The sequence below is a fragment of the Thermohalobaculum sediminis genome, from assembly GCF_023487995.1.
GTDB classification, from domain to species: Bacteria; Pseudomonadota; Alphaproteobacteria; order Rhodobacterales; family Rhodobacteraceae; genus Thermohalobaculum; species Thermohalobaculum sediminis.
Map to the genome: position 1 here is coordinate 64,181 of NZ_JAMFKN010000012.1, position 13,519 is coordinate 77,699.

10 protein-coding genes are annotated in these 13,519 nt (G+C 69.0%); 6 read left to right on the forward strand and 4 right to left on the reverse strand.

Features of this window, described 5'->3' with window-relative positions; all coding sequences use genetic code 11:
- Nucleotides 1–476: 476 nt before the first annotated feature.
- The gene (locus M1105_RS18875) at nt 477–1,733 is read left to right on the forward strand and encodes an ArgE/DapE family deacylase (protein WP_249581945.1); all 1,257 of its coding nucleotides are present in this window, start codon (nt 477–479) and stop codon (nt 1,731–1,733) included.
- Between the two features lie 67 nt (nt 1,734–1,800).
- On the opposite strand, the gene M1105_RS18880 is transcribed toward M1105_RS18875, so the two are convergent.
- Entirely contained in the window at nt 1,801–2,607 is an 807-nt protein-coding gene (locus M1105_RS18880) for a class I SAM-dependent methyltransferase (RefSeq protein WP_249581934.1), read from the reverse strand.
- Nucleotides 2,608–2,721: 114 nt separating this feature from the next.
- On the opposite strand from M1105_RS18880, the gene M1105_RS18885 reads away from it, so the two are divergent.
- Nucleotides 2,722–3,768: a GlxA family transcriptional regulator gene (locus tag M1105_RS18885; protein ID WP_249581935.1), complete on the forward strand. Its 1,047-nt coding sequence runs from the start codon at nt 2,722–2,724 to the stop codon at nt 3,766–3,768.
- A gap of 46 nt (nt 3,769–3,814) precedes the next feature.
- Here the strand turns inward: M1105_RS18885 and M1105_RS18890 are convergent, their stop codons facing one another.
- Nucleotides 3,815–5,803 carry a hypothetical protein gene (locus M1105_RS18890; RefSeq protein WP_249581936.1) on the reverse strand — a complete coding sequence of 663 codons (1,989 nt, stop codon included), beginning with the start codon at nt 5,801–5,803 and terminating at the stop codon, nt 3,815–3,817.
- 147 nt (nt 5,804–5,950) lie between these two features.
- On the opposite strand from M1105_RS18890, the gene M1105_RS18895 reads away from it, so the two are divergent.
- The 4 genes from M1105_RS18895 to M1105_RS18910 are packed head-to-tail and all read left to right on the forward strand — an operon-like array spanning nt 5,951 to nt 10,012.
- Entirely contained in the window at nt 5,951–6,454 is a 504-nt protein-coding gene (locus M1105_RS18895) for a cupin domain-containing protein (protein WP_249581937.1), read from the forward strand.
- 60 nt (nt 6,455–6,514) lie between these two features.
- Complete coding sequence (locus tag M1105_RS18900; protein WP_249581938.1) at nt 6,515–7,600, forward strand: PLP-dependent cysteine synthase family protein; 1,086 nt, start codon at nt 6,515–6,517, stop codon at nt 7,598–7,600.
- Nucleotides 7,555–9,099 (forward strand): pyridoxal phosphate-dependent decarboxylase family protein, encoded by a 1,545-nt coding sequence (locus M1105_RS18905; RefSeq protein WP_249581939.1) that lies wholly within the window; start codon nt 7,555–7,557, stop codon nt 9,097–9,099. Before M1105_RS18900 ends, M1105_RS18905 begins: the two co-directional genes overlap by 46 nt.
- A gap of 1 nt (nt 9,100) precedes the next feature.
- Nucleotides 9,101–10,012, forward strand: a complete 912-nt coding sequence (locus M1105_RS18910) for a PLP-dependent cysteine synthase family protein (protein ID WP_249581940.1) — start codon at nt 9,101–9,103, stop codon at nt 10,010–10,012.
- A 250-nt stretch (nt 10,013–10,262) separates the two neighbouring features.
- Here M1105_RS18910 and M1105_RS18915 read toward each other — a convergent pair whose 3' ends face one another.
- Together M1105_RS18915 and M1105_RS18925 are read right to left on the reverse strand one after the other, a co-directional pair.
- On the reverse strand, nt 10,263–11,996 hold the full coding sequence (locus M1105_RS18915; RefSeq protein ID WP_249581941.1) for an adenylate/guanylate cyclase domain-containing protein: 1,734 nt from the start codon (nt 11,994–11,996) through the stop codon (nt 10,263–10,265).
- Between the two features lie 1,242 nt (nt 11,997–13,238).
- On the reverse strand, nt 13,239–13,519 hold a 281-nt coding region (locus M1105_RS18925), incomplete at its 5' end, for a hypothetical protein (protein ID WP_249581942.1).

The window sequence follows — 13,519 nt, forward strand, 5'->3', positions numbered from 1 at the left end:
CGGCCGCGACGGCAAAAGCCCCAACCATCGGTTCCCGTCGATGCGGCCTGGCGTGACGCGACACGCCGGCTAATGCCTCGGCTCGCGCACCGGCCCGCTCCGGGCGCCCTTCGGCCCCAGCATACGAGCTCCCGCCGCCCGCTCTCGGCAGCACCTGCGCGGCACGTCGCGACACCGTGGGGATCGAGCCCTCAACACGACCAAAGCGAACCGGGCCGACGCTTGGGCGCGGGGTTCCCGTTTCGGCAAGATGGGGGGCGGCATCGACTGGTTGGAATGGGTCCGATGGCCCACAGCCACGTCAATCCATAACAGAATCCGAGGAAGGCAAGGCCGTTGAACATCGCCGAAACCACGCCCGGTCTCGCGGCTTGACGCGGCCCTTGCGCGGTTTCCTTATTGGCGTGTTCTCGCTCAGATAGGGCGCCGCGGCGCAGGGGGTGACGGATGGTTCTGACTGCTGACAGGCGCGAGGGATCCTGCAATCGGTCGATGCGGGCTTCGCGGATCAGGTCGAACTCACCCGGCGCCTCGTCCGCTTTCCGTCGCTGCGCGGGCAGGAGCACGCCGTGCAGGACTTCGTGTTCCGCGAACTGGCGCGCCGCGGCTTCACGATGGACCGCTTCGCGATGGACCGCGCGGCGATCGAGGCGCATCCCGGCGGCTCGCCATGGTCCGAGCAGCACTCGACGGCGCCGATCGTGGTCGGCATCCACCACCCGCGCGCCGAGACGGGCCGCTCGCTGATCCTGCAATCGCATCTCGATGTTGTCCCCGAAGGCCCGCGCGCGCTGTGGCAGCACGCGCCCTTCGAGGCCGAAATCGTCGGCGACTGGATGTACGGGCGGGGTGCCGCCGACATGAAGGCGGGCGCCGCGGCCAACCTCTGCGCGCTCGACGCGCTGCGCCGGATCGGGTTCCAGCCGGCGGCGACCGTCTATGTCCAGTCGGTCGTCGAGGAGGAATCGACCGGCAACGGCGCGCTGATGACCCACCTGCGCGGCTACCGGGCCGACGCGGTGCTGATACCCGAGCCCGAGGAGGAGAAGCTGGTGCGTGCCAATGCCGGGGTGATCTGGTTCCAGATCGAGGTCCAGGGACTGCCGGTGCATGTCCGCGAGATGGGCGCGGGCGCGAATGCCATCGACGCCGCCTACCGCGTGATCGGCGAGCTGCGCGGGCTCGAGGCCGACTGGAACGCCCGCAAGGCGATGCACGAGCATTTCCGGGACGATCCGCACCCGATCAACCTCAACATCGGCAAGATCGAGGGCGGCGACTGGGCCTCGTCGGTGCCTGCCTGGTGCCGGATCGACTGCCGCATCGCGATCTATCCGGGGGTCGATGCCGAGGACGCCGCGGCCGAGATCCGCGCGCGCGTCGAGGCCTTCGCGCGCGGCGACGCCTATTTCGCCAACAACCCGCCGCGGATCACCTTCAACGGCTTCCGGGCCCAGGGCTACGTGCTCGAGCCGGGCTCGGACGCCGAAGCCGCGCTGGAGCGTGCCCACCGGGCTGCGACAGGGGCCGCGCTCGAGCGCTTCATGACGCCGGCCTATCTGGATACGCGGGTCTACGCCCTCTACGATCGGGTGCCGGCGCTCTGCTACGGGCCGATCTCGCGCAACATCCATGGCTTCGACGAATGCGTGAGCCTCGCCTCGGTGAAGCGGATCACGCAGGCCATGGCCCTGTTCATCGCCGAATGGTGCGGACTCGAAGAGGTGGCGTAAGCCCGGCCGAGCGGGACATTCGCGGGCACCGACCGGTTTCGATCCGGGCAGGTTGGCCGATGCCGTTTCAGGCTTTTCGTCCGCTCGCGACGAGCGCGGGCATCGGCGCGCGAATGGTGCCGCCCTGCTCGAACGGCGCGAAGCCGTCGCGCCAGGCCGCCTCGATCCGCGCGCGCGTCTCGGGCGTCTGCCGTTCGAGGATCATCGACCCGCGGACCGAGAAATCGCGGAAGTGATCCGGAAACGCTGCTGCCGGAGCCTCGAAGACGACCGGCACCTCGAAGACGGTCACGTCCCGGAACCCGGCGTCGGTCAGGGCCGCGTCCAGCGCCCCGGCCGTCGACAGGGCGAAGGGCGGCGGCCCTTCCGGCACCACGGTCATGTCGGCATGGGCGCCAATGCCGCCGAAGACGACCCGGAAAAAGGCCGACGCCGGGGGCGCGGACCACTGGCTCGCCGCGAGCCGCCCGCCCGGGCGCAGGACGCGGTGCATCTCGGCCAGCGCCGCGGCGGGATCGGCGAGGTGGAACAGGCCGAACGAGCAGATGGCCGCGTCGAAGCATCCCTCCGGTGCCGGCAGGGAGGTTGCGTCGGCGATCTCGAAGCGGCACGCGGGAAACGCGGCGCGGGCCGCCGCGACCATCGCGGGGGCTGCGTCGATCCCCATCGCCTCGGCGCCGATCGCCGCCGCCGCCCCGGCGGCATATCCCGGGCCGCAGCAGACGTCGATCACCCGGCGACCGGCCGCGACCCCTGCCCCCGCCAGCAGCGCGGGGATCGCCTGCGTCGTCGCGCGTGCCGTGGTCGCGCCGTAGACCGCGGCGCGGCGGTCCCATCCCGTCCGCTCCGCCGCGGTAAACCCATCGAAGGACATGCGAAAGCCTCCCCTGATCCTGCTTCACTCGGGGGATGTTCCGCCTTGATCGGGGCGCCGGGCAGGGTCAGGCTGGCCACCACGCGGCCGTTTCGGCCATGCCCGGAGGACGAGATGACCTCAAGCCCCGTGCGCGATTTCGCGGCCTCGCCGTTGCGGATCGACATCCTCGCCGCGGCCTCTTGCCGGGGCGCGATCCTCTATGGCCTCTACGACCTTCTGCAGTCCGTTGGCTCGGCCTGGTCCTACCTTCTCGAGGGAACGCCCGCGCCGCCGATGACGCGCGTGCGGATCGTCGCGGCCGACCCCGGGCCTTTCCGCTGCATCGGCGGGGTCCCCGTTGCGCCGGACGCGACGCTCGACGCCGCCGACGACGCGGAGATCGTCGTCCTCCCCAACTTCCGCGAGGGGCCCGACGCCGATTACCGCATGGTGCTGGCGAGAGAGCTGGCCTGGCTGTCGGCACGCTACGAGGCGGGGGCCCATCTCGCAGCCGCCTGCTCCGGCGCGCAATTGATCGCCGAGCTTGGCCTGCTCGACGGCGAGACCGCCACCGCCCACTGGTCGTGCCGCGAGATCTTCCGGCTCCGCTACCCCAAGGTCGACTTCCGGCCCGACCGCACCCTGGCCTTCGCGGGCGAAGGCGACCGGATCGTCACCTCCGGCGGCATGGCGGGGTGGAGCGACCTCGCCCTCTACCTCATCGCCCGCTTCCTGGGGCCAGAGCACGCCTCGCATGCTTCGCGGTTCTACTGCGTCGACCCGCGGGCGGAGGGTCAAAGCCGTTACGCCGCGATGTCCCGCCGCATCCAGTCCGACGACGCCGTGATCCGCGACTGCCAGCTTTGGGTCGCCGACGGTTACGCCTCGGCCGATCCCGTCGCGGACATGCTCGCAAGGTCTGGACTGCCTCGACGGAGCTTCGATCGGCGCTTTCGCAAGGCGACCGGCTTCAGCCCGCGCGAATACGTCCAGGCGCTGCGGATGGAGGAAGCCAAGCAACTGCTCGAGGCCACGCGCGAGCCTGTGGAAGACGTCGCGCAAGCGGTCGGCTATGCCGACCCGCGCGCCTTCCAGCGGCAGTTCCGGCGCTCGACGGGCCTAACACCCAGCGCCTACCGGCGCCGGTTCTCCTACGATCGCTTCCTCGCGGCGCGCTGAGCGTCGCGGGTCCGCATGCCCGCCTCACGATCGGGCGCCCCGGGGATCAGTCCAGTCCCAGCTCGGAGGCCGCGCGCCGGAACAGGGCCTCGGCCTCGGCCGAGAAATGGAAGGCGCAAAGAAACTCCTCCGCGCGGTAGTCCGGCCGCGCGCGCCGGATCTCGGCCGCGATCAGGCGCGCCTCCTCGATGCGGCCGGCCAGCGTGAGGCAGAAGGCGGCGATCTGCTGGATCAGGATATGCGCGTTCGGACGTGTCACTGCCTTGAGCGCCCACTCGGCCGCCTCCTCGACCCGGCCGAGACGCACGCAGGCCATGGCCTTGGCCCCGTAAATCCCGAACAGAAGCGGGTCGAACGGGCTGAGACTGCTTGAGAGATCGGCCGAACCGATCGCCGCGGCCGCATCGCCGGACTGCGCCTGCACGAAAGCCAGCGAGTAGTGGCCCATGGCGTAGTTCGGGCTGATGTGCACCGCCTGTTCCAGTTCGGCGACCGCCTGGGTCTCGTCCCGCCGCAGCCACAGCGCCCGGCCCATCGCCCAGTGCGCCGAAGGATCGTGGGTGTCTGCCATCAGGGCGCTCCCGGCGGCGTCGAACGCAAGGTCGGTCTCGCGACCTCGGTCGCTCCAGTTCTGGAAGGCGTTCTGCCAGTGCGTGAAAGAAAGCCCCGAATAGGCGCGGGAGAACGTGGGGTCGGCTTCGATCGAGCTGCGGAAAAGCCGCTGCGCCGCCTCGTTGTCCGCCTTGGTGAAGCGGTACATATGCCACAGGCCGCGGTGATAGGCCTCCCAGGCATTCAGCGAGTTCGGCGGCTTGAGGAGCGCGCGGTTCGTCTCGGCCGTCTCGATCTCGCTGGCGATCGACCAGACGATCCGGTCGCCCAGCCGGTCCAGCACCTCGAACGTGTCGTCCTCCCCGGCCTCGTAGACGTCGGACCAGACGATACGGGACGAGCGGGCGTCGGTGAGCTCGACGGCGATGCTGATCCGCCCGCCGTGACGCCGGACGTAGCCGGTCGCAAGGTAGTCCACATTGAGCTGCCGGCCGGCCTCGTCCTGGTCGATCCCGCGCTCCTGCAGCGCGAAGACCGAGCCCCGGGCGATCACGAAGAGGAACCTGAGCTTGGCCAGCCGGGTGATGATGTCGCTGGTAAGCCCGGCGCCGAAGCCAACCGCGCCGTGCGGTGCATCGAGCTCGCGGAACGGCATGACCGCGAGCGAGGCCCGGTGCGCCGGCTGCCCCGAGGCCGCGCCCTGCGGCGGCTCGGGCACCGGGCGTGAGGGCTCGGCCGCCATCGCCGCGGGGCGTCGCGCGCGCGCCGCCAGCCGGAGCGGGGCTGCGTCCAGTCCTTCGGCCTCGAACAGCCGGATCGCCGCCTCGAGGTGCCGATCCGCGTCGGCCGGGCCAAGCGTCGCCATCAGGCCTGCATGGGCCGCGACATCGAACGGTGCAAGCTCCACCCACCTCTCGGCCAGCCGTCGCGCATCGGCACTGCCGCAGGGCGCGTGCCCGACCGCCGCGGCCAATACCGCCGCATGCTGCTCGCGGAAGTGGCGGCGCCGGGTGGTCAGCCAGTGGTCCATCTGCGGACTGCGATTGAGGTCGAGGCCCTCCAGGAAGTCGCCGGTGAAGAGCTGTTCCAGCGTGAGCAGCTCCCCCACCGAGGCCGGGCCCAGCCTGCCGGGCACCGTCCGCCCGATCTCGATCACGTCAACCCAAGCCCCGGCGAGGTCGAGCGAGATCAGGTCGTCCTCGGCAAGGACCCGAGGTCGCTCAGGCCCGTCGAGCACCGACCGAAGCTTGCTGAGATACCAGCGAAGCTCCCTCCGAGGGTCGTTCGGAACGTCGCCCATCAGCTCGCACAGGCGGCTGCGCCCGACCGGGCGCTCGGCAAGGGCAAGGTAGGCGAGAAGCGCACGCAGCTTCCGCGATGCCGGAAGCTCGACCGCGGATCCGTCTCGGACCACGCACAGCGCGCCCATCATGCGAATGGCGAGCCCGGCCTTCGATTCACCGATCGGAACCTGCGTTTCCACTCGAAATTCCACGGTCAGTCCAACGCCCACTCCCGCTGCGGGATTCCAGGAATTCGGATGACCGGGATTAGCCCGGCACCTGCGCCTCGGGAGGAGTGATGCTTCGCATCGGGCGCGCCCATCAGTTCGTACGAAGGAAATCTATAGATGAAACCGAACCATCACAATCGACTCGCGCTTTTCCCGGCGGCCGTCGGCCTCGTGGCCGTGCTTTCACTGTCCGGCCCCATCGGCGCGCACGGCGCCGAGATCCATCACGCGGTTCTGGCCGCGGACGAATTAAACTTCCGGCCCGGCCCGCCGACGCTTCCCGCCGGCGTGGAGTTCGCCGTGCTTCATGGCAATCCGGCGGAACCGGGCCCGTTCGTGCTGCAGCTGAAGTTCCCCGCGGGCTATATCATCCCGCCGCACATGCATCCCGAGGACGAGCACGTCACGGTGATCTCGGGCAGCTTCGGAATGGGCGCGGGAGACGTGCACGACACGTCGAAGGCGCCGCTGCTTGCGCCCGGCAGCTTCGTGCGGATCCCGACCGGGATGGCGCACTTCGCCTGGACCGAAGCGGAGACGGTCGTCCAGATCAATGTCATGGGCCCGTTCGGAATCACCTACGTGAACCCGCACGACGACCCCCGGTCCCGGACCAACTGAGCCTTCCGGCGCCGGTCCCTGCATCCGGGTCCGGCCTTTCCCCGCGTATCGGAGAACACCATGCGGAACCCATCTTCATTGCGAACCACTTCAGGCCGCGGCCGGCTGTTCGACAGCGTGCTCGACACCATCGGTGACACCCCGACGATCCGGATCAACAATCTCGGAGCCGGGCAGGCCACGATCTATGTGAAGGCCGAGTTCTTCAACCCCGCCGGCTCCGTCAAGGACCGGCTGGCGATGAACGTCATCGAGGATGCCGAGCGCCGCGGCCTGCTCAGGCCCGGCCAGACCGTGGTCGAGGCGACCAGCGGCAACACCGGCATAGGCCTCGCCCTCGTCTGCGCGCAGAAGGGTTATCCGCTCGTCGTCACCATGGCCGACAGCTTCTCGGTGGAACGGCGGAAGCTGATGCGCATGCTGGGCGCCAAGGTGGTCCTGACCCCGCGTGCCGAGAAGGGCTTCGGGATGTACCGCAAGGCAGTGGAGCTGGCCGAGGCCAATGGCTGGTTCCTCGCCCGGCAGTTCGAGACAACCGCGAATGCCGAGATCCACGAGGCCACCACGGCGCGCGAGATCATGGGCGACTTCCGGGGATCGCGCCTCGACTGGTTCGTGACCGGCTACGGCACGGGCGGCACCGCCACCGGCGTTGGCCGGGTGCTGCGCCGCGAGCGACCGGAGACGCGGATCGTGCTTGCCGAGCCCGAGAACGCCGCGCTCGTCTCCAGCGGCATCGCGCAGTCGCGGGGCCGCGGTGGCGTCCCTGCTGCCACCCATGCCGCGTTCGAGCCGCACCCGATCCAGGGCTGGACGCCGGATTTCATTCCCGCCGTTCTCCAGGAGGCGGTGGACCAGCACCTCTACGACGAGGTGACAACGGTGGCGGGGCCCGAGGCCATCCGGTGGACCCGAGAACTGGCCGCTAGGGAAGGCATCTTCTGCGGCATCTCGGGCGGGGCCACCTTCGCGGTCGCCCGCCGGATCGCCGAAGGCGCGCCCGCCGGCTCGGTCATCCTGTGCATGCTTCCCGACACCGGCGAGCGCTACCTCTCGACGCCGCTGTTCGAGGGCATCGAGAGCGAGATGGACGACGAGGAGTGGGCGCTGTCGCGCTCGACCCCCGCCGCCCGATTCGTGGCCTGACCGACATGCGGGACGAACTTCACCTCCCGCCTCGGGAAACGCTCGACCCGGCCGACTGGTTCGCGGTCGAGCGTCTCGCCGGTCGCGTGGTCGCGGATGCCGTACGCCACCTCAAGGGCATTCGCGATCGCCCGGTCTGGCAGGAGATGCCGCCCGGGGTCGCCGACGGGTTCACCGCGCCACCTCCACGTCATCCGACGCCCCTCGCCGACGTGGTGCGTGAGGTGCAGGAGACGGTGATGCCCTACCCGATGGGCAACGTTCATCCGCGTTTCTGGGCCTGGTTCATGGGCGCGGGCAGCCTGACCGGCGCGCTGGCCGACTTCCTTGCGGCCGTTCTGGGGTCGAACCTCGGCGGCGGCAACCACGCCGCCGTCCATGTCGACCGGCAAGTGGTGGCATGGCTTCGCGACATGGTCGGCATGCCGGCCACCGCTTCGGGCACGCTGGTCGAGGGCGGCTCGGCGGCGAACCTGATCGGCCTGACCGTGGCGCGAAACGCGATGGCCGGGATCGACGTCCGCGAACACGGTGTCGGGGCGATCGCGCGCCCGCTGCGGTTCTATGGCTCGGACCAGGTGCACAGCTGCCACCGCAAGGCTGTCGAGGCGCTTGGGCTCGGCAATCTCGCGCTCCGCCGTGTTCCCAGCGACGCCGGCTTCCGCCTCGATCCTGACGCCCTGCGCGCAGCGATCGCCGAGGATCGCGCCCGCGGCTTGCGCCCGGCCTGCGTCATCGCCAACGCTGGTGCCGTCAACACCGGCGCCATCGACGATCTCGAAACCCTCGCCGATATCGCCGCCGCGGAGGGCCTCTGGCTCCACGTGGACGGCTGTATCGGCGCCCTTCTGGCCATCGCTCCGCGAAACGCGCATCGCGTGGCCGGGCTCGCCCGCGCCGACTCGCTGGCGCTCGATCCCCACAAGTGGCTGCATGCCCCGTTCGGCGTGGGCTGCGCCCTGATCCGCGACGGCCGGTTGCTGCGGCAAAGCTATGCCACGACGCCGGAATACCTCCAGCCGGCGCCGCGGGGCGTCGCGTCGGGACCTTGGCTCCACGAATCCGGGCCGGAGACCACGCGCCCGTTCCGGGCGCTCAAGGTCTGGATGATGCTCAGGGAGCACGGCGTCGAGCGGTTCGGCCGCCTGATCGATCAGAACATCGAGCAGGCCCGCTACCTCGCGCACAGGATCGAGGCGCATCCCCGCCTCGCCCTCGCGGCGGCGCAGGAGATCAACATCGTCTGTTTTCGCTATGATCCCGGCGGATTGGACGAGCCGGCGCGAAAGGCGCTGAACGTCGAGATCATGCTGCGCCTCCAGGAGAAGGGGACGGCCGTGATCTCGGACACGACGCTGAGGGGCGCGCACAGCCTTCGCGTGGCGATCTGCAACCATCGGACGCGCATCACCGACCTGGACCTGTTCGTGAGCGAGGTCGTGCGGATCGGCGACGCCGTGTGGACCGAGACAAGCACCAGATGCACCGACGGGGAATGAGATGAAGGCAATCGGAAACACGCCCCTGATCAAGCTCGAACGGCTGACCGGACCCGATTGCGCGGACATCTACGTGAAGTGGGAAGGTGCCAACCCGACAGGCAGCATGAAGGACCGCATGGCGCTGGCGATGATCGAAGGGGCCGAGCTGCGGGGCGACCTTCGGCCGGGCGGAAGTGTCGTGGAATATACCGGCGGAAGCACCGGCAGTTCGCTTGCGATGGTGTGCGCAGCGCGCGGATACAAGGCGCGCTTCGTCTCGTCGAACGCGTTTGCGGAGGAAAAGCTGCAGACCATGCGGGCCTTCGGCGCGGAGATCGAGATCGTTCACGCGGATGGCGGCATCCTCACGGCGAAGGTCATCGACCGGATGATCGCCCGCGCGCGCGAATTGGCGCGCGAGCCCGGGACCTTCTGGCCCGACCAGGTAAACAACCCGGACAACAGGCGCGGCTATCACGGCATGGCCCGGGAGATCATCGCGCAGGCAGGTGCCCGGATCGACGAGTTCGTGATGGCTGCGGGCGGCGGAGGCTGCATCTCGGGAAACGCCGAGGTGCTCAAGGCGCACGATTCTCGGACCCGCATCGTCGCCGTCGAGCCCGACCGGGTGCGCAACTTGTCGGGCGGGGACACAAGCGGCACGCAAAAGCTTGAGGGGATCGGCCTGTCCTTCGTTCCGGCCATCCTGCGCCGGGATCTGATCGACGCCGTGGTTCCCGTGACCGATGACGACGCCTTCCGGACCGCCCGGCAGCTCGCCCGGCGGGAGGGCCTCATCGGGGGTGTCACCTCCGGCGCGAACCTCTGGGCCGCGCTCGAGCGCGCAAAGGAGCTCGGCCCGGGAAAGACCGTCGTCACGGTCGTGATCGACACGGGGTTGCGCTACCTGGCCGGGGATCTCTTCCGCTAGCATCCGCGCGAGCGGGCATATGCCTGCGTCTTCCGCACGACCGGGGGGCAGACGAACCTGCTTCGCGGAATTTGCGCGCGTGACCCGTGGCGGCGCGGCCCGCCTGGGCGACGCGGTGATCGAACGGGACGGACGTGACCGCGTCGATCCCGCCCCCGCTCCACACGAACGCATGCGGCTCGCCGGGAGGCTTCGCCCGAAGCAGGGACCGACGATGAAATGGCTTCGGATGCAGCCGGCCCCATGGCGGTCATTCAGGCAGCCCCGCGCTCCGCAAGTCGGTCGCGAACTGCGCGAGGAAGCGGCGCGTCATGAGAGGGTGGGCGCCGAAATGCCATTCTTCGATTGCCTCCGCGCATGTGAAGCCCGGACGCAGATGCCGAAGCTGGACGATGGCGCTCCGCGCCCTTTCCGCGTCCCCTGCCCGTCCGCAGATCGCGACCAGAAGCGTGTATGGGTAGAATGTCACGTTCGGCTGTCGCAGTGCCGCGCGCTCGTCTCTGTCGGCCCGTTCGAGATCGCCTGCGATGTAGTGGGCGATCGCCCGGACATGCAGGAATGTCCACATGTGCGGATCGCGCGGGCTGAGCCGGATGGCGGCCTCGATCTCGTGCAATGCCTCCTCGTGACGATCGACCCCGGTCAGGGCCTGAGCCAGGGCAAAATGGGCTTGGGCGAAACTCGGGTCGAGCGCGACCGCGGCGCGCAGTTCGTCGATCCCGCTGTCCATCTCGCCGGACAGCATGAGACCGCGGCCGAGAGACAACCTGGCCGAAGGGTCGCCCGGGTCGATCTCCACCGCCTTCGTCGCGAGCCGAATGGCGTTGAGCGCCCGTGCGGCCCGATCGGTCCTCGGCCCGTACCAGCCGAGCTGGATCTCGACATAGGCAAGCCGGGCGTAAGCCTGGGAGAAATTCGGACCCCGGGCGATCGCCGCCTCGAACAGCGCCTTCGCACGCTCGAGTTCGTCCGCGCTGAACCGGTAGAGGTGCCAGAGTGCGCGCTGGTAGCAGTCCCAGGCGGTGGCGTCGCAGCGCGGCCCGTCGACCGCCGGGCGACGCTCGATGCTTTCGAGCTCGGGCTCGATCGTCCCGGCGATCACCGAGGCAATCTCGTCCTGGAGCGCGAACACATCCCCGATCTCGCGATCGTATCGCTCGCCCCACAGGCGGTTGCCGTCACTGCCGTCGCTGAGGGATGCCGTCACGCGAAAGCGCCCGCCTGACCTGCGAACGCTGCCCTCGAGGATATAGCGAACGCCGAGTTCCCGCGCGATCTGGCGCACGTCGATGGATTTCCCCTTGTAGGCGAAGGCCGAGCTGCGGGCGATGACGAACAGCCAGCGACAGCGGCCGAGCGCGGTGATGAGGTCCTCGGTGATGCCATCCGCGAAGTACTCCTGCTCGGGATCACCACTCACATTCGCGAACGGCAGCACGGCGATCGAAGGCTTGTCGGGCGAGGAGCGCCGCGCGGCCCCGCCCTGCCCCGACGCCTTGCCCGGCCAGCGCCACAGCCGCATGGACCCGAGGCCCTTGACCGCGTGCTCCCCGGCATCGACGAACTCCGCCGCAAGCCGGCCGATGCTGTCCTGCACGACGGACGAGATGCAGATGCCGCCCGGCTCGGCCAGCTTCTCGAGCCGGACGGCGACATTGACGCCGGTACCGTAGATGTCATCGCCATCGAGGATCACGTCGCCGAGAGTGATGCCGATGCGAAGCCGGAGCGCACCGTCGGCGGCGGCGAGCCTTTGCTGGATTCCCAGGGCGGCCTCCACGGCCCGGGAGATCGCCGGGAACTCGGCCAGCGCCCCGTCACCCATCAGCTTGACGACGCGCCCTCCATGTTTCGCGATGGCGGGATCGAACACGTCGGAACGGAGCGCCCGGAGCGCCTCCATCGTTCCCGTCTCGTCCGCCTTCATCAGGCTGGAGAACCCGACGACGTCAGCGGCAAGAATCGCGGCAAGGCGGCGCGGCATCGGGCAGTCTCCTCACCAGGAGAGACTAGCGCGCCGCGGCCGACGCATCCATCGCAAGCGCCGCCATGCGTTCGCGCATTTCAGGCGCGGCGGACACCGGTGCTGATTGACGCGAGCAGCACGCGGCCCGCCGTGCGGCAGTTGCACGTGGTGCGACCGCTCTTGGCCGCCGGTCATGGGCCTTCGGCGCCATCCTGTGCCGGACGCACCTGGTCCGGCCCCGGACGGCTCACGACATGAGGGCCTCCGGGGCCACCGCAGGCGACGCCCTTGCTGGCATGCCGATCCCCCGCGAGGACCTTCCGCGTCCGGTCCGTCCTTCCACGGCCGGGCTTGGCCCACTGGACCGGGATCGGGTCGTTTTCGGGGAGAAACCTGGGCCCTGAACGACAAAGGGGTCAGCGATCGCCCGCCAACCCCTTGATTTAATTGGTGGAGCCGAGGGGGACCGAACCCCTGACCTTCGCATTGCGAACGCTCAGACACCCTGTTCCGATGCTTGGTTTCGCAATGATTTCAATGCGCACGAGTGCGGGGGGTTGCCGCTGTGTCCTGGCGTTTCCGGGTCGAAACCGGGGCCGAAGGGCGTTCGTGAAACGCGTGCCGCAGCCGACCTTTCAGGATTATGACGCGGCCACATTCGATGTGGCCGAGACACTCCTTGTCCACACGATCGGCGGCAAGGCAGAGCGCATCTACGCCACGTCCGACCTTCTCGAGAGGCGGCGGGATACATTCCTGCAATAGTCCCGATACGTAACGGGCGCATCTGAAGCGGCCACCCAAGAAGCTCCTCAAGGCCGGAGATAACCAACTGAGCGCAGCTAATTGCTATTGGCGACGAGCCCAACTGCATCTACGGGAGGCCGATAACATGCTGCTCAAGGCGCTGGCACGCGCCTTCCGCTAGAAGCGCATGTTGGTTCGGGCGACTTTGCCACCATTGCCAGACTGGCCGAGCACGAGCCGATCGCTCGCCCCTACATGACCCGCGTCCTGCGTCTGACCCTACTCGCGTCCGACATCGTCGAGGCGATCCTCGACGGTAGGCAGGGGCAGGAGGTGATGATGGCGCGCGTACTCGCGCCATTTCCGGCGGACCGGATGGGGCAGCGTCAGTTCCTCGTCCGACCTTGCTTTCGGCCCAAAGCCGACCTGCGTGAGCTCTGCCGCGGAGGTGCGGTTTGAACCCTAAACACGCATGGTATTGTTAACCGTTTGTTAATGAACAGATTTTGTCTTTCACTTGGAGCCATATCCCACCATCCTTACCCCCACGCCGCCGCCGTTCGCCGCAATGAAGATGACGCCCGCGCCTTCCAGCGCCGCGCGGATCGCATCAATGGTCGATTGCCGCCCGCAAAGATCCAGCCTCCCGAATCTTGGGCAGTGCCGCGCCACGCCAGCTTTGATCATGGCTCGGGCGAGGTCGCGACCCTCGGCGCTCTGGCACTCAGCAACGATCCGCCCGTGGCGGCCAAGATCCACGGGCCGGCCGGCGATGGGCTTGGGCCCAACGATAG